13 protein-coding genes are annotated in these 20,956 nt (G+C 41.2%); 11 read left to right on the top strand and 2 right to left on the bottom strand.

What is annotated here, in order from left to right; all coding sequences use genetic code 11:
* Positions 1 to 15: 15 nt before the first annotated feature.
* Positions 16 to 909: a glycosyltransferase family 9 protein gene (locus UNH61_RS10460; protein WP_326992050.1), complete on the bottom strand. Its 894-nt coding sequence runs from the start codon at positions 907 to 909 to the stop codon at positions 16 to 18.
* Positions 902 to 1,138 (bottom strand): hypothetical protein, encoded by a 237-nt coding sequence (locus UNH61_RS10465; protein WP_326992052.1) that lies wholly within the window; start codon positions 1,136 to 1,138, stop codon positions 902 to 904. The genes UNH61_RS10460 and UNH61_RS10465 overlap by 8 nt, the downstream gene beginning before the upstream one ends.
* A gap of 1,285 nt (positions 1,139 to 2,423) precedes the next feature.
* Here UNH61_RS10465 and UNH61_RS10470 point away from each other — a divergent pair.
* From UNH61_RS10470 to UNH61_RS10520, 11 genes are all read left to right on the top strand, one after another.
* Entirely contained in the window at positions 2,424 to 2,948 is a 525-nt protein-coding gene (locus tag UNH61_RS10470) for a UpxY family transcription antiterminator (RefSeq protein WP_326992053.1), read from the top strand.
* A 100-nt stretch (positions 2,949 to 3,048) separates the two neighbouring features.
* Entirely contained in the window at positions 3,049 to 9,468 is a 6,420-nt protein-coding gene (locus UNH61_RS10475) for a non-ribosomal peptide synthetase (RefSeq protein ID WP_326996162.1), read from the top strand.
* A 42-nt stretch (positions 9,469 to 9,510) separates the two neighbouring features.
* Positions 9,511 to 10,494 (top strand): 2,3-diaminopropionate biosynthesis protein SbnA, encoded by a 984-nt coding sequence (gene sbnA, locus UNH61_RS10480; RefSeq protein WP_326992054.1) that lies wholly within the window; start codon positions 9,511 to 9,513, stop codon positions 10,492 to 10,494.
* Positions 10,495 to 10,497: 3 nt separating this feature from the next.
* Positions 10,498 to 11,466 carry a 2,3-diaminopropionate biosynthesis protein SbnB gene (locus UNH61_RS10485; RefSeq protein WP_326992055.1) on the top strand — a complete coding sequence of 323 codons (969 nt, stop codon included), beginning with the start codon at positions 10,498 to 10,500 and terminating at the stop codon, positions 11,464 to 11,466.
* 29 nt (positions 11,467 to 11,495) lie between these two features.
* Entirely contained in the window at positions 11,496 to 12,806 is a 1,311-nt protein-coding gene (locus UNH61_RS10490) for a nucleotide disphospho-sugar-binding domain-containing protein (protein WP_326992056.1), read from the top strand.
* Between the two features lie 99 nt (positions 12,807 to 12,905).
* Entirely contained in the window at positions 12,906 to 14,195 is a 1,290-nt protein-coding gene (locus UNH61_RS10495; RefSeq protein WP_326992057.1) for a nucleotide disphospho-sugar-binding domain-containing protein, read from the top strand.
* Between the two features lie 10 nt (positions 14,196 to 14,205).
* Positions 14,206 to 15,207, top strand: a complete 1,002-nt coding sequence (locus tag UNH61_RS10500) for a hypothetical protein (protein ID WP_326992058.1) — start codon at positions 14,206 to 14,208, stop codon at positions 15,205 to 15,207.
* Between the two features lie 9 nt (positions 15,208 to 15,216).
* Positions 15,217 to 16,068 carry a 3-hydroxyacyl-CoA dehydrogenase family protein gene (locus UNH61_RS10505; protein WP_326992059.1) on the top strand — a complete coding sequence of 284 codons (852 nt, stop codon included), beginning with the start codon at positions 15,217 to 15,219 and terminating at the stop codon, positions 16,066 to 16,068.
* Between the two features lie 11 nt (positions 16,069 to 16,079).
* Positions 16,080 to 17,123 carry an HAD-IIIC family phosphatase gene (locus UNH61_RS10510; protein WP_326992060.1) on the top strand — a complete coding sequence of 348 codons (1,044 nt, stop codon included), beginning with the start codon at positions 16,080 to 16,082 and terminating at the stop codon, positions 17,121 to 17,123.
* Between the two features lie 246 nt (positions 17,124 to 17,369).
* Entirely contained in the window at positions 17,370 to 18,512 is a 1,143-nt protein-coding gene (locus UNH61_RS10515) for an acyl-CoA dehydrogenase family protein (RefSeq protein ID WP_326992061.1), read from the top strand.
* An 18-nt stretch (positions 18,513 to 18,530) separates the two neighbouring features.
* Complete coding sequence (locus UNH61_RS10520; RefSeq protein ID WP_326992062.1) at positions 18,531 to 20,945, top strand: ABC transporter permease; 2,415 nt, start codon at positions 18,531 to 18,533, stop codon at positions 20,943 to 20,945.
* Positions 20,946 to 20,956: the final 11 nt, after the last annotated feature.

Raw genomic sequence — 20,956 nt, forward strand, 5'->3', positions numbered from 1 at the left:
GCAGTGTGCACATTTTTAAGATTTGTTGAAATATAAAGTAGGTGTTGAGGCGTGTTTTAGTTGGTTCAGTAGCGCCGTTCTTACCTCATCTACGCTAATCCTGGTCATACAGAATTTGTCGTAAGGGCAGGGATGCCCGAGAATAAGATCCAGGCAGGGAGAACAGCGAACAGCCTTATAAATATTTATATTATTTTCGTGTCCCCATATAACCGGTTGTGCAGGTCCCCATACTACGACACCTGGAATGTCAAAGGCATTGGTAGCATGGGAGTAGATAGAATTAACGCCGGCAAAGCTTCTTGCATATTTAATCAATCCAAATGTTTCCCGTATTGAGGTTTTTCCTCTGAGATCAACCGCATTCTCTATTGGTTTTTCGTCTTTTAGCCCTACCTGTAAAAAAGTATATTCTGGCATAGATGCGACCAGTTCATTCCAGTTATGTACTGGCCATTCCTGATTAGAGGTGGTACGTGATGTAATATGCAGTACAATGGGATTCCGGTAAGCGGCGATACTTTCCTGCGCGTTACGATTTTCCTCATCAGAAAGGTATATTTGTACCTTTTTGTCTGCCAGGGTTACATTGTATAGGTCTGCGATGATTTCTTTTACATTTTTATTGCAGAATAATGTTGGTTGCATAGCACCATAAAAAATATTAAAAAAACTTTCCTTGTTTCGATAGTACCTGATGAATGATATTGGGTTTTCCCAAAAGGAGACAGAGGTAATTCTATTTATGTAAGGATTGTTCTTTAAAATGAGCTGCATCTTTTTGTTGACGCAAAACACGATTATCTTTTTTTTAGGATCTTTTTCTTTAATCGCTTTGAACACCGGGCTTGTTAATAATACGTCACCCAGGCCACCAAACATAATAACACGGAGGGTTTTATTATTCATACGGCAGAGCTTTATGAGTTGAAGGGTAGTCGGACGTTTCTTCTAATATCCACTCTAATTGAGTTAGAGCATATTCCCAGACTTTTCTTTCCTGAAAAAGGAAGCGGATTTTCCGTACACTGATGTCACCAACATATTGGGCCATTTCAAATTTGGCCTTTTCTTCTATTATAGATAGGTTGCGCCTGATCTCTTCAATCCTGTTCTGGATGTCTGTTTTAGTTTTCATGAAATAGTTGTTTAAAAGGAAGCTAACAGCTTTTTATTATTGAGTATTTTCCGGTTAATATTAAGGGAATTGATTTACGGAAAAGAAATATTAAGCAAACCAGTTTCACAGATTCTGCAAAAATATTTGGAGACAAGAAAAACCGAGCGTGATCAGTTTTTATTAATCGGCGTATAAATGAGTGATACTTTTATGTTCAGCATGATGTGTGATATGGGTTACGTGAGCATATTTTTCTGTATCGGACTTAGATTATTCTTTCGTTTGTTCATGAATATCTCTCACTGAGACATTGAAGTTAATAACTCGTCTATTGTTTTACGTGGAATGACTATAAATATACAGAAAAATATTTTGCAATGTCAATGCTTGATTTTAAGTACATAGTCATTTGAGGAAATGTAAAGGCGGCTACCTTAATTCCGCGATGCCTGTGCTTACTGTATTTGACCGGAATCGACTCCTCTTCTTCATTATTTATCTGACTGGATGAGCGATCGTAACGAGATGAATTATTTTTCAAATAAAATTTTTTCCGCCTATTGCATTTTTCAAAAAACATTCACTATATTCACTATCGAAAAAGTTACTATTTTGTGTTTATGGCTTGTAACCAGATTTTTCAACTATGTTAACTTTACTTTTTTTACCCTTTTAAATTGTTGTAATCCTGCTTTAAGCACGTTATCAATTCCAGGTTCTAAGGTCAGATGGCTACTCAGTAGTTTTTAGTGTTAGCCATTAATTCTAATCCGTAATTATTTTTTAAGTTTTTTTATTAAAGTGAATAAGTGTTACTTATTGTAGCGTTAGCTATGTGCTGTAAGCTGTATAAGTTACTGTCACTTTGTAGTATCCGGATATTTTTTGGACGTTTTTGTTTTGAGTATGTTTCGGTTTAGTAACCGTAACGATAGTCACTGTCTGCTCTAATGGCTTGTCTGATTGATTTTTGTTGAGATGTAAGCGCCTTTGATTTAGTGAATAATGATTGCTTGTTTCTGATGCGAACTATCAGATACTTTTTTTACACAACGATTTTTTAGCATAAACCCTACCAGGGCATTAGTACCGCTTTTGCCTTTTCACTTTGTATATATCTGAACGGTGCATTGTCTTAAAACGATTATGCCTGCGATAGCTATGCTTGGGAACTGCTGCCAGTACACAATAGGAGAGCATGACGTGTGCTGATAGGGATGGCTTTAACTATGGCGAATAATGAAATGATAAACCCAGGTTTATCTTAATCATAATACTTCCTAGTTGTAAAAATCAAAGTAACATGAGCAACTTCGTAGCAGGGTGGTACCTGATCTACACATTGGCACGTCAGGAAAAAAAGGTGGTGCAGCAGTTAACGGAAAGTGAAGTGGAATGTTTTTTTCCTACCAGTAAATCGGTGCGTCAATGGCATGATCGGAAAAAGGTGATGGATACTCCGCTTTTTCCCTCATATGTATTCGTTAATTTAAAAAGCCTGAAAGAATTTTACTACGGACAGCATGTTGCCGGCGCTGCATATTATGTAAAATTTGGAAAGCAATTGGCCAGAGTAGATCAGCAGGTAATCAATAAGATAGCAATGGTTGCACAACATGGCGAGGAACTCTGTGTATCTGCCGACAGATTTCAGGCAGGTCAGGTATTGTTGATCAACAAAGGGCCGCTATGTGGGCTTTCCTGCGAAGTAGTGAAGTATAATGGAGTAAAACGTATATTGGTGAGAGTAGCCCTCTTACAAAGAAATATCCTCATCGCTTTTCACCCGGAGTATTTATCTCTACAGAGTAATTATTCGATCGACTAGAGACTATACAGGAGAATACTTTTCAAATCTATATTATACAGCAACGATGTCAGAGACATTCAACACGCTTATTGATCTTTTGGAAGCAAGAAAGGCTGATATGCGCGGCGTGTGTTTTATTAAGAGTAATTCAGTTAAGGAGCATATTTCCTACACTACATTATATAATAAGGCTAGCTGTTTGCTCTTTTATTTGCAAAAAAAAGGGTTGAGGCCACATGACGAAATTATAGTGCAGATAGAAGAACCCTCATTGTTTCTCGTTACCTATTGGGCCTGTATATTGGGAGGTATCATTCCGGTACCTCTTGCTGTTGGCAAAACTTATGATCAATACCTGAAGTTGTACAACGTATGGACTTGTCTGGATAATCCCTCACTGATCACAACTAAGGAAACATTAGAGAAATTAAAAACAGGCTTCCCTTCCGGAATTGCGGACACCAGCCTGGAAAATCTGACTGACAGGATACTGTTGCTGGAGGAGTCCTGGGAAAATAAAGGTATCGGTGAGATATTCCCTGCAAATGAAAATGACATAGCTTACGTGCAATTTTCATCCGGATCTACCAACGCTCCCAAAGGAGTAACGCTCACTCATAAGAATATTCTTACTAATTGCAAAGCGATTCTCCGGCATATTGATGCACCTGAAAGTGGCGATATTTTTTTCAGCTGGATGCCCCTTACGCATGACATGGGACTAATTGGCTATCATTTAACACCGATGGTAGCAGGTTGGGAACATTATATAATGCCGACGGAATTATTTATACGACGGCCAGCTTTGTGGTTGGAGGTAATCAGCAAGTTCCGGATTACGTTTACCGCTTCACCTAATTTTGGCTATGCTTATATTCTCAATTACCTTGATAGCTACGAATTACAAGGTATTGATCTTTCCTGTCTTAGAATTATAACGAATGGTGCAGAGCCTATTTCCGCCGCCTTGTGTGATGCTTTTACATTGAGAATGGCACGTTATGGGCTGTCTGCCTGCACAATATTTCCTGTGTATGGATTGGCGGAGGCATGCCTGGCAGTGACTTTCAGTCAGCCAGGGGCACCGGTGAAGAGTATTACAATTAACCGGAAATCGTTGGGTATAGGTAGCAAAGCAGAGGTAATGCCCCTGCACAGCGAGGGGATTACCTTTGTAAATGTAGGTAAGCCACTCCGGGATAACTGCAGCGTTTTACTCACAGATAACGAGCGCCAGTCTGTAGAGCCAGGTATTATAGGACATATCCTGATCAAAGGTGATAATGTTACAGCCAGTTATTATAATAATGAGGCAGCTACAGCAGCAGCCATTTCGGGAGAAGGATGGCTGGACACAGGTGATCTTGGGTTTATGTTAGATGGAGAATTATATATAACCGGCAGGGAGAAGGACCTGATCCTGGTTAACGCGCAAAATTTTTATCCGCATGACCTGGAGCTACAGGCGCAGGGACACCCAAAGATACGCGCCGGGAAGATAGCAGTAGCAGGGTATTACAATCCTCAAAAGATTAAAGAAGAAGTATTGGTATTTGTACAGCATAGAGGTACTGTAACAGATTTTTTGAATTTATATTCGGGCCTGGAACAAATTATTAATGAAAGAACGGGGGTGGTACCGGAATACATTATTCCAGTCAGGGAAATACCCAAAACAACCAGTGGTAAAATACAACGTTACAAGCTCATTGCGCAATATGCGGCCGGAGATTTTGATGCGATTCTTGGAGATATAGCACAGAGTATCAGCGCTGTCGGCAGAAAGGAGCATAGGTCTGATAGTGTTACAATAGAAGCGTTGACGGCGATATGGGAAGAAGTACTGGGACTGCGGGAGGTGGGTGCTGATGATCAATTTTTTTCTATAGGAGGAAACTCAATGCTGGCTGCCAGGCTGCTCATGCGCATTCAGGTATCAATGGGTTTTGATTTATCGTTGGCAGATTTGTATACCTATCCTGATATAAGAAGGCTTTCCCGGTATATTGACCAGGCATATGCCGATACTATACCGCTTTCTGATTCCCATATACTATCGGCGGCTGGTTACCCGTTATCGTCTGCACAAGAGAGGTTATATTATTTATGGCAGTCAAATCCAGCTACTACCGCTTATAATATTCCATCCGCTTTTTGTTGGAAGGGAGAAATGAACACCCAGGCACTTGAGAAAAGTGTAAGTCAAATGTTGAGCAGGCACCAGCTGTTAAAGGCATTTTTTGGATACCAGGACGGGAAGCCGGTATTGTTTGTAAAAGCAGATGTTAATGTAGAAATAATTTATGAGGATATTTCTGCAGCAGATATAGATACTGCGTTAGTGAATGCTGTGCAGGCATTTGATCTCCACGAAGGACCGCTTTTCCGCATAAAGATATTCCATGTTTTAGAGGGAGATATTATTTTATTTGCGGACTTTCATCATATTATTGCGGACGGTATTTCGATTGGTATTTTCTTTAAGGAATTAATGCCTTTGTATAGAGGAGAAGTACTATCCCCGGCAATATATAATTACATGGACTATGTCGGTTGGCAGAAAAGTAGCGCCGGCAGTGATGTAATGACTATACATCAGTCTTTCTGGAAAGAGCATCTTCGGGGCGATTTGCCTGTATTATCTTTCTCCATTGATAAGACTCGTCCGCTGATATTTGATCATGGAGGAGGAAAGCAGACTTTCAATTGGGATATTGATTTAAAACAGCAACTACGTGTTACGGCAAAGGAACACGGTGTTTCGCTTTTTACCATTTGTTTGGCCGCCTGGTATATTACACTGGCAAAGTATACCGGACAGGAGGATATAATAGTCGGGGTACCGGTAAGCGGACGTTCTAAAGCTGCCTGGCAGGGTGTTTTTGGAATGTTTGTCAATAACCTGGCGCTAAGGGCAGCTCCCGATGGAAATAAAACACTTGCCGCATTTCTTAGCATACTCGCTGAAATATCACATGAGGCTATAGCCCGGCAGGACTATCCATTTAGTGAGATGGTAGCAGCAGCAGGAGCTCGACGTGAAATGAGCAGAAATCAGCTCTTCGATACCATGTTTATCTATCAGCAGCTGGAAGCACCTACATCTGACAAAGACAATATTCATCTCAGCAGATATTTCTTTGATCCTGGCATTACCAAGTATGATATTTCGTTGGAAATGTTTGAAACAGAAGATCAGTTTTATATCGAATACGCAACTACGCTTTTGGTACCTGCTACCATTGACAGGCTTGGACAGCACTACAAAAATGTACTACGATATTTTAGCGTATCAATAGATACAACTATCGCAGGGGTAAATATGCTTTCGTCGGGAGAATTTCAGGCGCATACTGTAGCCTTTAATGCTACTGCCGTAGATTATCCACGGCACATGCCGGTGAATGAGCTGATAAGTGAGGCAATCGCAAGGGATCCCGGGCATATTGTTATCACTGAGGATGGATTGGCAATGGCTGGCAGAGAACTGGAAAGCAAAGCTGAGCGGCTGGCCGCCTTCCTGGAAAAGGCCGCGCCAGGGAATAATGAGCCTGTAGGTATTCTTCTTGAAAGAGGCGCCGGCCTGGTAATCGCCATGTTGGCTGTACTTAAGTCGGGGCGCGCATTTGTTCCGATTGATCCGGTATTGCCGTTAGCAAGAATAAAATATATACTGAGAGATTGTGGCGCAATGATAGTGCTCACAGATGAAGAGAATATAGCAAGGCAATACGAATTGGAACTGCCTGATTGTATTTTTGTTAACGTGGATGGATACACTGTATATCCTGATTTAGATCTTCCATTTAAAAAAGATATTTCCCCGGAAAGTATTGCTTATATCATCTATACTTCCGGAACAACGGGTAACCCCAAAGGAGTGATGGTTACACACCGGTCGCTGGTCAATTACGCGTGGTGGGGGGCTAAAGTATATGCAGCAGAGAAGCCAGCAAATTTTCCATTGTTTACCTCGATATCATTTGATCTTACTATTACCAGCATTTTTGTTCCCTTGCTAAGCAATAACACCATTGTGATATATAAAGATACCAGCAATAAATTGTCGATTGAGCGGGTGCTGGAAGACAACTGCGTAGATGTTATCAAGTTAACTCCTTCACATCTGAAGATGATGGTGGGAGCTCCATCATTGATTAGCAGAGGAGAGGCAACACGCATCAGGAAAATCATTGTCGGCGGCGAGGCATTGACAACATCGCTGGTGTCTGCTATCACTAACCTTCTTGGGGAAAATGTTCATATTTATAACGAATATGGTCCAACAGAGGCAACAGTAGGATGTATGATATATTTATACCAGCCTGAAAGAGATAATGGACTGACCGTTCCAATTGGCAGGCCAATTGACAACACGGCTATCTATTTATTGGATCAATATCTGAATCCTGTACCATACGGAGTTACCGGGGAAATTTATATTGCAGGAGACTCTCTGGCAGCTGGTTACTGGCATGATCCTATCCTCACGGAACAACGGTTTATCAGCGATCCTTTTTGCTCAGGAAGAAGAATGTATAAAACGGGTGACCTGGCGCGGAAATTAAGCAGTGATGAGATTGATTTTCAGGGGAGGATAGATAGTCAGGTAAAAATAAACGGTTATAGAGTAGAACCAGCGGAAATAGAGCAGCAAATAAAAGTTGTTGCAGATATAAAAGACGTAGTGGTATTAGTTCGCAAAGACGAAGATGGGGGAGCATACTTATGTGCGTACCTGGTAATGGGTAGTAAGAATATCTCTGCAGAAAATTTCCTGAAAAGCCTGCAAATACAGTTGCGTTTGCATTTACCGGGTTACCTTATTCCGGCAAAGTTTGTCGTAGTCGACGCTATTCCGTTGACCAGAAACGGAAAAGTGGATCTGGAACGTTTACCATCGCCATCCGTTGAAAGCCATGTAAAATATATTGCACCGGGAAATATAATGGAAGAACGGTTAGTGGCTGCATGGGAGAAGGTTTTCAAGATGTCAAACATCGGTGTGGAGGATAATTTTTTTGATTACGGTGGTGATTCCATTAAAGCTGTTCAGATAGCCGGATACCTGAGAGATGAAAACATCAGTGTTTCTACAAGAAGTATACTTACCAATCCCACAATTTCGCAATTGAGTTTGCATGCATCTTTTACGGGTGAAGTAAATGTCGAACAGGGAATTACGGAAGGATTTAAAGTGAAGACGCCTATAGAACAATGGTTTTTCGGACAACAATTTAAAAATCCGCATTACTTTAATCAATCAATAGTACTGAAGTTTAAAAAGGACATTGATAAGTCTTTATTGGAAGCAGCTTTCGCAAAAATAATTGAGCATCATGATGCACTTCGTTTGAATTATGATAGAAAAATTAATTGCCTGTTCTTTAATAATGATTACCCGGGAGGATTTAAGATCGATACGCATACATTAAGCGGAACAGAGACCCTGGCGGAGATAGGACGTAGTATAAAAAATACATTCAACATCCATAATGCGCTACTTATAAAGCCAGTGATTATATTCCAGGATAGCACTATGTTATTGCTGGTCACAGCCCATCATCTGGTGATAGATGGTATTAGTTGGAGAATATTGTTGGAGGATTTGTATCGTTTGTATACTGCACTGGAAGATGGACGGCCGCCGTTGTTATCCAATAAAACAGTGTCATACAAAGAATGGCCGCAGTTATTGGAAAGATATGCGCTGCAAGAGAATATACTGGAGCGAACCTTCACATTCTGGCAGAACATGTCATCGACCGTATTTGATATCCCGATGAAGTACGGAAAATCGGTTGAGTTACCCGGCACCGGCGCTGCAGTGGCTCATCTTGATGAGAAGCTCACTGATTTTATATTAAAGGGCGCACATCTGGTGTATAATACTGATACGTTGATGTTACTTACTGTGGCGTTGGCAAGAGTTTTAAATGAATGGAGTAATACGCCCAATATCAAAATAGAAATGGAGCATCATGGGAGAAGCTTGCCCGGGGAAGATGCGGCAAGGACTATTGGCTGGTTTACTGTGATGTATCCGATTAGTCTGTATTGGGATACAGATGATATTGGCCTGCAAATAAGGTATGTAAAAGAGCTGCTTAATAACATACCCCAACAGGGCATAGGTTATTGTATATTAAAATACCTGTACGAAAAGTTTCATGATCAAGGCCAGGGGACGGCCGTAAGATTGAATTATTTGGGCCAGTTTGATCAGGATACGGACAATGATCTTTTCTCTTATGAAGACGTTTTTTCGGGGGAAGAAACTGCTCCGGAAAACAGTCCTACAGCAAAACTTGAAATAAATGTAATGGTGATCCACGGCCGAATGAAGGTAACGCTTAATTATGACAGGCGTTGCTTGACTATTCACGAGGCTACAAACTTTTTACAGCAATATATGACGGCACTGGATGAGATTCTCCGGCATATCATGGTGGCGCCGGGCCGTTATTTCACCGCATCGGATTTTGATACCTCTGAACTGGACGAAAATGACCTAAAAGCGCTGTTTAATCAGATTTGAACACACAATTTCCTTCTGTCAGTATATATTTTACATTAATAAATGAACAAAATGGTTATCTCCAGCATCCTAGAAAAAGTTGGTAATACACCGGTGATAAAACTGGATACACCAGAATTGCCCGACGTAAACCTGTTTTGTAAATTGGAATACTATAATCCTACAGGCAGCGTAAAAGACAGGGCAGCCTGTTATATTCTGCAAAAATGTCTGAGGGAGAAAATTATAGACCAGGATACTACGATCATAGAATCTTCTTCGGGTAATTTTGGAGTGGCCCTAGCTGCGTATTGCAAATTGTTTTCCCTAAAGTTTATCTGCGTTATTGATCCGAATATTTCCCCTATTAATGAAATGCTGATCGGTAGCTATTATAACAGCGAGATATGTAAGGTGACTACAATAGACAAGAATGGAGGATATTTATTGGCAAGGATTGAAAAAGTGAAAGAACTGAAGGCCTCTATCAAGAACAGTTACTGGATCAATCAGTATGGGAACGAGCTGAATGCGGAAGCTTATTATAAATCACTTGGAGAAGAGATTTGTACTGATTTTAATACAGGACTGGACTATGTTTTTCTGGGTGTCAGCTCTGGAGGTACTATTACAGGGGTTTCGAGAAGAATAAAAGAACGGTTTCCGGAGGTAGCTGTTATTGCAGTGGATATGGAAGGTTCTGTTATTTTCGGCGCAAAGCCAATGAAAAGATCTATTCCGGGAATTGGTTCCAGCATGGTGCCGGATATATTGAAAAGTGCGTTGATAGATCAGGTGGTTTGGGTGAGTGAAGCGGATGTTATAATGAATTGTCAGGAGCTGCTCAACGAGCATTCGATTTTTTCCGGCGGCTCTTCAGGAGCAGTATATGCAGCAATGAAGAAATTTTTTTCCGGGTTTTCACGCAAATATCCTGTGAATGTGCTTTGTGTATTGCCGGATAGGGGAGAACGTTATTGTAATACCATCTATAACAGGCAATGGTGTGAGGAAATACTTGCGAAAAGAACTATATTAATAGATTAGGAGATGAAGTATTTGAATGAAAATCATTTAAAACAAGCAGATCTCAACTGGCGGGAAACAATCGGCGTTATCGCTGACACAACAGGTTGTTTGTTCAACAATGAATATGCACAACCCATAAAGCCTTATCTGCGTTACAATGACATGAAAAACAGGATCATTGCCATGCCTGCATATGTAGGTGGCTCCTGTAATATGTCTGGTATTAAATGGATAGCCAGTTTTCCCGATAATATTAATAAAGGTCTTGCAAGAGCCCATAGTGTAGTAATCCTGAATAATGCCAGCACAGGTAAGCCAGAAGCAGTGATTAATACGGCGCTGCTTAGTGCTATCAGAACCGCCTCTGTAAGTGGAATGGTAATACAGCGATTCATGCGTGCCAGAAATCCGGAGGCGCTGACCCTTGGTATTTCCGGTTTTGGACCTATCGGAAGGTATCATCTTAAAATGTGTGATGCTATACTGGGTGAAAAGCTCGAAAGGATTCTGCTTTATGATTTAAAAGAAATAGACCTTTCAGAATTTTCATCAGACATCAGGGCGAAAATTCTGATAACGGATAGTTGGAGGGAGACATATGATACTGCAGATATCTTTATTACATGCACAGTAGCTAAGTCCCCATATATAGATAGACGGCCAAAGAATGGCTCTCTTCATTTGAACGTATCCCTGAGAGACTATATGCCGGTTGCCTTCGATTGGTTTCGGGAATCAATCATCGTGGATAATTGGGATGAAGTTTGTCGGGAAAAAACCGATATTGAAGTAATGCATACGGAGAGGGGACTTCAACAAGCGGAAACGAGGTCGATTGTTGATGTGGTGTATGGTGACTGTATTGCCGCATATCCACTCGCTATGCCTGTGATGTTTAATCCTATGGGAATGGCTGTTTTTGATATAGCCATAGGTACTTATTTCTTGTATAAGTTGTCGGAGACCAATGATATCATTGAGCTGGACTGAAGCCACAAAAGGTACTAACGGTGAATGAGATGGTTAATCAGAAAAGGATTTTTTTTCTGCTGGGTGAGAAGAGCGCCTACAACAGCAGTTTCATCCTGGCGCGGGAGTTGGAGCAAAAAGGATATATTGTGTTGTATCTTGTATTTGGTCGGGAAGCAAAATATATAAAAGATAATGGTTTCCGGTATGAATTGCTGGATCCCCGCCAGTCCAGAAAACGTCACCTGCGTGGATTGGGGGCTTATGTAAAATATTATTACATCTATCAATACATCGTTAATAGAAAAATTGAGCAGTTGATTTTGCGCGATAGACCGTGTCTATGCCTTGTCAATGTATTGAGTTTGCCACTTACAGTGAAGTTATTGCGCCATCAGGTGCCTGTGGTAAATTATGTGAATGAGTTTGTTTACCGCTTTAGTAATAAAGTGCCAGCTGTTTTTTCTGCTCTGCCTCCCGGGGAGGAATGGTATAGAGGAATCGCGAACGTGTACTCATGGATATCTACCTATTTTCAATTCTGCCGGAAGAAGGGATTGTTTTGTCTGTATGGTTTATTTTGGCTTTCTCGCCGGCCTTTCCGGAAGCTGGATTATCTGAGGGAAATCCGATCATATGGTGGAATTTATTACTGGTGTGAATATGGGTATCGTCTGAAAGCGCCTGATTATTTTTCATTTGCTGCTGAAATAGATATACCTGGTAAAAAACATCGCTCTGCATTTGTGTATGGCGGGGCGCATATTTACAGGGACCGGAATGATAATACTTTTTTTGAATTGAAGGCACGTGAAGGACAGAAGATAATCTATTGTTCGCTGGGAACCTGGAGTCTTCAACATCTGAAACAGCGGGAACGGCTTGATTTTTACAACCAGTTGCTGGCTGCAGTAGGGCCACAGCCACACCTCTATCTGGTGCTTAGTTTACCGAAGGAAGATCTTGAAAATCTGTTGTTGCCCATTCCGAAAAATGTGCAGGTACATTCCTTTGTTCCCCAGCTAAAGGTGTTGTCAGCAACAGATGTATTTATTACGCATGGAGGGTCGTCTTCCATAAAGGAAGCGATTAGCTTCGGTGTACCGATGATAGTATTTCCGGGTGCTGTTGATCAACCTGGCAATGCTGCAAGGGTAGTATATCATAAACTGGGTGTCCGTGGAAATTTCCGCAGGGTGTCCTCGAAGAAAATTGCCCGGATGATTAACTACATACTTAGCAATCGCGAAATCAAAGCGGCAGTACATGATTTTAAACAGATGTCGGGTACGCAATATGGTTGCAGCAAAGGTGTTTCTTTCCTGGAGGATATGATCAATACCCGGCGCCTGCCAATGTGAGTCCTCTGATCCATTTTACTGAATTTTCTCATGCAGCACACTTCCTTTGAGGGTGATACCAGGAAAAAGATATTTTTCTTATTACAAGAGACGAGTTCTTTGAACAGCAGTTTTGTATTAGCCAAACAACTGCTTAAGATGGGCTATGAGGTATTATATCTTGCCATGGGAAAGGAGAGCATGCATATCAGGGAGAATGGATTCAAGTATGTATTGTTGAATCCGCGGCAGAAGAAAAGAAATATCAAGTCACTGGGTGCACATGTCAGGCACTTTTATCTATATCAGCAGGTCGTAAACCGGAAGATTGAGAAGCGAATTCTGGAAGAACGCCCATGTGTTTGCCTGACTGAAAATCTGTTGCTATCGGTTAATTTCCTGAAATACGGTGTTCCGCTTATTTTTTTTGAGAATATCCTGGTGCATAGATTTAGTGCAAAGGTCCCCCCTGCATTTTCGGGCCTGCATTATACAACAAAGTGGTATTCGTGGCTACTTAACACTGGTGCATGGCTGTTGTCGCATAAAAATTTCGTCGCAAGAAGCTACCGCTTTTTTTTATATGGTTTTTACCTCAGAAATTATAAAGATAAGAAGTATAAAAAGTTGGATATATACCGGCAAATCAGAAAGTTGGGGGGCAGATACTATATGGCAGAACATCGCCATCGTCTGATTGGATTTGATTATTATGCTTTCCCGCCTGAACTGGATTTTCCTGGTAAAAAGCATCTTTCGGATTATGTTTACGGAGGTACGCATGTTTATCTGGATAGAGTAGATGGCAGATCGTTTGAGTTAAAAGCTACTTCACAACAAAGGGTAATATATTGTGCGTTGGGCACATTGAGTTTTTACACCAATGCAGATGACCGGTTTCATTTTTATCATCAGTTGTTAGCGGCATTTCGGCAAAGAGCAGATCTGCATCTTGTACTGAGTATGCCTAGGGAAGATATGCATCCGGATCTCCAGCCTTATCCGCCCAATGTACAGGTACAGGACTTTGTACCACAAATAAAGGTACTTGGCATTGCTGATCTTTTTATCACACATGGAGGGCCTTCTTCCATTAAAGAGGCTGTTTACTTTGGGGTACCAATGATTGTTTTTCCATTGAGATGTGACCAGCCCGGAAATGCGGCAAGGGTGATATATCATCGTCTGGGAGTCAGCAATTCATTTAAAAGTGTTACAGACAAGGAATTCCTGCGGCAGATTGACTATGTGTTGGGAAACGAGGAAATAAAGAAGTCGGTACTCCATTTTCAGCGGATCTTCCGTGCACAGAATGATTGTTCGGCTGGCGTAGCATTTGTGGAAAAAGTGATTCGGGAAAACCCGGTGGTATTTCCCTCTCCGATGGATGTAGTAACAAGAGGTAATTAATGGGATTAATATGCATAAAAGAGATTTTATTGATTTAAGGTCATTCTCCGGAGAGGAGCTTGAGCAGATATTGCAGGATGCTGAGGCAATTAAATCCGGCCAGAAAGATGTTGCACAGTTGCTGTCGGGGAAAACACTGGGGATGCTCTTCAGTGTGGCATCCACACGTACCCGTCTGTCTTTTCTTGCGGGGGTCAGACAAATGGGCGGGCATGCAGAATATCTGAATGCCAGTGATCTGCAACTTAAGAACAGAGAGACTATCAGAGATACCGCCAGAGTAATGGATAAATTTCTTGATGGTTTGATTGTAAGAATGTATGATATGAACAATTATGGTAGTGGAAGAGAGGCGCTGGAGACGCTTGCCGCCAATACGTCCTTTCCTGTTATAAATGCATTAGATGATAAAGATCATCCCTGCCAGGTAATGAGTGATGTGCTTACGATGAAGGAGCAACTGGGGCCTGATTTTCGAAAGAAGAAAGTAGTGTTGACATGGGGCTTTGCACAGCGGCAAAAATCTCCTGGTGTTACGCATTCCATGATGAGTGCAGCTGCGCTTCTCGGAATGAATTTGGTGTTGGCTTTTCCGGAGGGATTTGAGCCGGATGCCGCATATATAGACTTCGCTAAGGCGCAGGCAGCGATTTCAGGCGGCCAGTTGTCCTTTTCGCATAATATGATGGAAGCCTCAGAAGGGGCGGATGTGATTTATGTAAAGAGTTGGAAAGCACTGAATCTGAGTGATGAAAAGGAGCAGGAAGTAAAAAAAACAATAAGGACGGATTGGTGCCTTTCATCCCGGCATTTTGAAGTAGCTAATCAGGATGCTGTATACATGGATTGTTTGCCTAGCATACGGGGCGAAGAAGTAACCGCGGAGGTGAAAGACGGACCGCGTTCAATCATATTTGATGAGGCCGGTAACCGGTTACATATGCAGAAGGCGATCATGAACTTTGTATTTGAAAAGATAAAGGTTCCGCATAATACTCCTCTCTTTATTTAAGAAACAGCAATGAGTAATGACATTATAGCCGTTATCGGTGCCGGTACAATGGGCACCCATCTGGCAATGGACCTTGCGTTCCATGGTCATACAATTATCCTGAAGGATAAGGATCAGGATTCTTTGCAGGTAGCGGAAAAAAGAATGAGAGAAGACTTCAGGATGTTTCAGATGATAAGAAAAGACTGGAAGCAAAAAAGCCTTACGGATCTTTTGTCGCGCATTCAATTTACCACGGTGTATCAAAACTGGGAGCAGGTAAACCTGGTCATAGAGAATATACCGGAGAATGTGACATTGAAACAGCAGCTGTATCAGCAATTGTCTGCCATCACTAACAATAATGCCATTTATGCTGTAAATACCAGCTGTATTTCGATTACGAAAATTGCTTCGTGGCTTCCCGATCCGTCGAAGGTAATAGGCGCTCACTTCCTCAATCCAGTGCCACTGAAGGAGCTGGTAGAACTGGTGAGGGGGTATCATACTTCGGAAGGAACCATTGATTTTATGCGTTTTTTTTTACAGCGCATTGGCAAATTCCCGGTACTTGTAAATGATGCTACTGGCTTTGTGGCAAACAGATTATCACACTTATTTATGAATGAAGCAGCTTTCCTGGTACAGGAAGGCATAGCAGTGGCGGAAGATATAGATATTATTTTCAGAAAAGGTTATGGGCATGCTATGGGCCCGTTGGAAACGGCGGATCTTATAGGGTTAGATACAGTATTACATTCCCTTAAAATATTGTATGACAGCTATCAGGATCCGAAGTTTCGTTGTTGCCCGTTGCTGGAGAAAATGGTAGCAGCCGGACAACTCGGTAAAAAAACCGGGAGAGGATTTTATCAATATTAAAGTTGTTCAACATGAAAGAGGTCAAATGTGTGATATGGGATCTGGATAATACTATCTGGAAGGGTATTTTGTTGGAAGACAAAACAGTGGAGCTTCGGGATGGAATACGGGAAGTATTGGAGGAGTTGGATGACAGAGGCATATTACATTCCGTTGCGAGTAAGAATAATTACGAGGAAGCAATCGCAAAGCTGACAGAACTAGGTATTGTACATTATTTTCTCTTTCCTCAGATTGGCTGGAACGCTAAATCTCATGCAGTATTGAGAATACATGAGCAACTGAACCTGGGAATTGATACTTTCTTGTTTATAGATGATCAGCCATTTGAAAGAGAAGAGGTGAAAAATGTACATCAGGAAATTTCGTGCATAGATGCTGCGGACTTTAGACTTCTGCTAACCGATAAAAGATTGCAACCAAAATTCATTACCTCTGACAGCCGGCGACGAAGAATTATGTATGTAGAAGCTATGGAAAGAACCAGAGAGGAGGAGGAATTTAAGGGGCCCAGGGAACAGTTCCTTGCACAACTGAATATGGAGTTGTTGATATCTCCTGCTGCTGAAGCGGATCTGGAGAGAGCAGAGGAGCTTACGCTGCGCACTAATCAGTATAATGCTACAGGTACAGTATACAGTTATGATGAGCTTAATTATTTTAGGACCTCACCTCATCACGATTTGCTGGTATGTGAGCTGACGGACAAATTCGGATCTTATGGGAAAATAGCCCTGGCATTAGTGGAGAAGCTACCATCATACTGGCACCTGCGTATGATGTTGGTTTCCTGCCGGGTTATTTCACATGGTATTGGTACAGTACTGATTAACTATATTTTAAACCAGGCATTTCAGAATAATAAGAAAGTGAGCGCTGATTTTCAGCAAACCAGCAGCAACAGGATGATGTACCTCACATTTAAGTTTGCCGGGTTTATGGAAATCTCCGGCAAAGCAGGATTTATTTTGTTCGAAAATGGAGCGGCTCAGCCAGTGAAGTTGCCTGGATATATTAAAATTACAGACCATCAACTGATTTCAAAATGGAAGTAAAAGAAAGTATCCGAACATTTATCGGCCGGCATCTTGTTTCCTTCAATGACAATGTTTCCTTTAGTAATGAGGATAACATTTTTGAGTTAGGATTTGTAAACTCGTTGTTTGCAATGAAGTTACTCAATTATGTGGAGCAGACTTTTGATATTGTACTTGAGAACGAGGAGATTGATATCAATAATTTCAGCTCAGTAAATAACATAGAGCGGTTGGTTGTTAATAAGCTATCTTCAAAAACAGGTCATGACTGAAAATTGGCAGGAGATGGCGAAATGTTTTGCAGATATGTATCTGCGGCCATTTTCCGCGAATATTGAAGATAGTGGATGTGTGCCTGAAGAAATTATTCAAAGGCTGGCATCAAACGGGCTGCTTGCAGTTACTTTTCCGAAAGAATATGGTGGACTAGGCCTTGACCCACTGATTTATGGTTACATCACAGAAGAGATAGGAAAAGCATGTTGTTCTACCCGGTCCTTGTTAACAGTACATTCCTCTCTTGTTGGAGAAAGTATTCTCCGGTATGGTACTACTCCACAGAAAAATCACTGGTTGCCTTTAATGGCTAAAGGAGCTGTTATAGCGGCTTTTGCATTGTCTGAACCTCTTGCAGGCAGTGATGCTGCGGGGATTCAGACTACTTATAGGAAAAAATCAGGAGGGTATCTGATCAGCGGTAGGAAAAAGTGGATCACTTTTGGAAACAGGGCAGATCTTTTCCTGGTAATTGCTACTGGTGCTGAGGGTATAACGGCCTTTGTCGTGGAAAAGAACAGCCCGGGGCTAAGTGTGACGCCAATGAAAGGAATGATGGCAGGCCGGGCTGCCGCAATGGCAGAGCTGGAGTTCACAGAAGTTGCTGTAACAGATCAGCAGGTGTTAGGTAAACCTGGGAATGGCTTCCGTTACGTCGTAAATACTGCGTTGGATCATGGCCGTTATAGTGTTGCCTGGGGAGGTCTTGCTATAGCGCAGGAATCGCTTGAATCGATGGTGTCCTATGCCCGTAGAAGGAAACAGTTTGGAAAAGCATTGCATGAATATCAGTTGATACAAGGTTTAATTGGGGACGCAGTTGCCCAGGTACATGCTGCCAGAGCACTATGTATACAAGCTGGCACATGGCGAAAGGAAAATCATCCTGATATGATTACTGCTACCCAAATCGCAAAGTACTTTACCTCAGTTACGGCGATGAAGGTGGCAGCAGATGCAGTGCAGGTACACGGGGCGAATGGTTGCAACGCTATTTACCCGGTAGAAAAGCTTTTCCGGGAAGCAAAGATACTCGAAATCATCGAGGGCTCTTCACAGATACAACAGATGCAACTTTCCGATTTTGCGCTTAGCAGGTATTACCGGAATGGTTACTATGTAAATGAATAGTACTTTAAGTTTTCTCGCATGTTAAGAAGAAACATTATTTACGCCTGGCGGAATCTCATTCATCGGAATTTTATCGGATTGGCCAATATACTGTTGTTGGCACTGGTAACGGCCACTGTACTTCATCTGTTGAAGTATATCGCCTTTGAGAAAAGTTTTGATAAGTTCCACGCTAATGTTAAGAACCTCTACCGCATTCAAACCGAATTAGTGGCATCCGATGAAACCACCGAGTATGCTACCTCTTTGGGATTGACTGCTGATCTGATGAAAAGGACTATTAGTGGGGTAAAAGACTATGTGAACCTAACTCCTCTTTCGGATGGCTGTACGATAGTATATAAGAATGTGGTGTACCGGGAAAATAGAGTATTTGAGGTCGACTCCACTTTTTTTAATATCTTTTCGTTTCCCCTTGTGAAAGGAGATCCGTCCGAAGTACTAAAAAAACCTAATACTGTAGTGCTGACCGAATCAGCCGCCCGTAAGTATTTTGGCGGAGAAGATCCCATTGGTAAAACCGTGAAGATCAAAGGGAAATATGCCACCTTTCTGTTTGAAATAACCGGTATATGTAAGGATTTTCCAGCCAACTCACATATACAAATGGACTGGATCTGTTCTAATCATCATCTGTTTAAAATCCCTGAGCAATTTTATAGTTTCAAACTATCCATGAATCATTGGACATATTTGCTGCTGAACGATAATGTGAATATCAAAATGGTGGAAGATAAAACCAATGAAGAACTGGCTAAAATGGAGATATATAAAACAGCTACGGTCAGAATCAAGCTACAGCCAATGGAGATGATTCACCTGAAATCACAGCTGCAGAATGAAATTGTGGGCAGTGAAGGTGGCTATGAACAAACTATCTTACTGCTGGAGCTGATTGGTGTTATCTGTTTTCTTATTACTTATCTAAATTTTATCAATATTTCCCTTGTAAAAACAATCGGACGTGCGCGGGAGGTCGGTATCAGAACAATGATGGGAGCCACGCTCAAAGACAATATGATGATCTTCTTCGCAGAAGCCATATTGCAGATAGGTATTGCGCTTGTATTAAGCCTGCTTATTTACCTGGTTACTGCCGGGTTGGTAGCCAGGTACTTTAACTTCCCTCATAACTACGCCATTACAGCCTCATCATATTGGTTTTACCTCGGGATATTTTTAAGCTTCATTTTTTTTACGGTATTAATAAGCCTGTTATACGCATTTATATTTTCCAGAGTTAAACCAATCAATATTATTAAACGAAGCGATAAGATCCTCAGCAGGAGGCTTACACTGAAATCGGTACCGATTATCGTACAGTTTACTATCTGTATCTTTTTCCTTTCATTTACGCAGGTTGTATTTAAACAGGTAAGTTATATTCTTAATAAGGATATGGGATATAACAGAGAGAATATCATTTTTATTCCACAGCCACATCTGGAGGATATCGGCAGTGTGAAGTCAAAAATGGAGGCTTTTGATCAGGAAGCAAAAAGTCTTCCTGGTATCGTTAGCATTACCAGATCAGTATATGGCCCAGGCAGTAATGGTTACGCTCAATGGGGAGGCGTCTCCAATGAAAAAATCGGTAAAGATACCTACATTATGTTTGCACATAATGAAGTGATGTATAACTTTTTCGACCTCTATGGTATGAAATTGATGGCAGGTTCTTTTTTCACAAAGGAGAGTGATCAGGATGATATAATAGTTAATTATACAGCCTGCCGTAAGCTGGGGTATCAAAAGCCGGAAGATATTATAGGCCAGATGGTGTTTGTAAAGCATAAAAGGGCCAACAAAAAAGTAATAGGGGTAGTGACAGATTTTAACCAGGAAAGTTTGAAATTTAGGATTGAGCCTGTGATCTTTCACCTCGAACGGGAGAATATGAGGCATACGACCACTGTAAAAATATCTCCGTTTAACACTGCCAGTACAATTGGGTCGCTTAGGCAAATATGGAGCAGGATATTCCCGGAAAGTGAATTTGTGTATAGTATTTTTACTGAGGATTTTAAAACGCTTTATATCAGTGAGATCAGTTTGCAGAAATGGCTGAGGTTCTTTTGTGGTCTTACACTATTGATCTGTTCTTTCTGCATTTTTATGATCACTTATTATGCCTTCAAGGAAAGTGAGAAAGAGATCGCTATCCATAAAGTACTGGGCGCAAATTTGTTTGATCTCATGAAGTTATCCAGAAATTTTTTGAGATTTATGGCCATTTCTCTAACTGCTGGTTTTGTTCTGTCAGGTATTGTATCAGGAAGGTGGCTGAGTAATTATGCCTATCATATTGGGATAGACATTTGGTTCTTCCTGTTGCCAACTATAATCGTTGTGCTTTTTTTTCTAATTACTTTAACCTATTCCTTGTACAGAACGGTATCCGTAAATCCTGTTACCGCATTGCGATCAGAATAAATCATATCTGA

The organism is Chitinophaga sp. 180180018-3, assembly GCF_037893185.1.
Classification (GTDB): Bacteria; Bacteroidota; Bacteroidia; order Chitinophagales; family Chitinophagaceae; genus Chitinophaga.

What these genes read in the sequence shown, in the direction of transcription:
- UNH61_RS10515 (WP_326992061.1), top strand. Translation starts at nt 17,370, where the DNA reads ATGACTGAAAATTGGCAGGAGATGGCGAAATGTTTTGCAGATATGTAT.
- UNH61_RS10460 (WP_326992050.1), bottom strand. Translation starts at nt 909, where the DNA reads ATGAATAATAAAACCCTCCGTGTTATTATGTTTGGTGGCCTGGGTGAC.
- UNH61_RS10470 (WP_326992053.1), top strand. Translation starts at nt 2,424, where the DNA reads ATGAGCAACTTCGTAGCAGGGTGGTACCTGATCTACACATTGGCACGT.
- UNH61_RS10465 (WP_326992052.1), bottom strand. Translation starts at nt 1,138, where the DNA reads ATGAAAACTAAAACAGACATCCAGAACAGGATTGAAGAGATCAGGCGC.
- UNH61_RS10485 (WP_326992055.1), top strand. Translation starts at nt 10,498, where the DNA reads ATGAAGTATTTGAATGAAAATCATTTAAAACAAGCAGATCTCAACTGG.
- UNH61_RS10475 (WP_326996162.1), top strand. Translation starts at nt 3,049, where the DNA reads ATGCGCGGCGTGTGTTTTATTAAGAGTAATTCAGTTAAGGAGCATATT.
- UNH61_RS10520 (WP_326992062.1), top strand. Translation starts at nt 18,531, where the DNA reads ATGTTAAGAAGAAACATTATTTACGCCTGGCGGAATCTCATTCATCGG.
- UNH61_RS10490 (WP_326992056.1), top strand. Translation starts at nt 11,496, where the DNA reads ATGGTTAATCAGAAAAGGATTTTTTTTCTGCTGGGTGAGAAGAGCGCC.
- sbnA (WP_326992054.1), top strand. Translation starts at nt 9,511, where the DNA reads ATGAACAAAATGGTTATCTCCAGCATCCTAGAAAAAGTTGGTAATACA.
- UNH61_RS10510 (WP_326992060.1), top strand. Translation starts at nt 16,080, where the DNA reads ATGAAAGAGGTCAAATGTGTGATATGGGATCTGGATAATACTATCTGG.
- UNH61_RS10505 (WP_326992059.1), top strand. Translation starts at nt 15,217, where the DNA reads ATGAGTAATGACATTATAGCCGTTATCGGTGCCGGTACAATGGGCACC.
- UNH61_RS10500 (WP_326992058.1), top strand. Translation starts at nt 14,206, where the DNA reads ATGCATAAAAGAGATTTTATTGATTTAAGGTCATTCTCCGGAGAGGAG.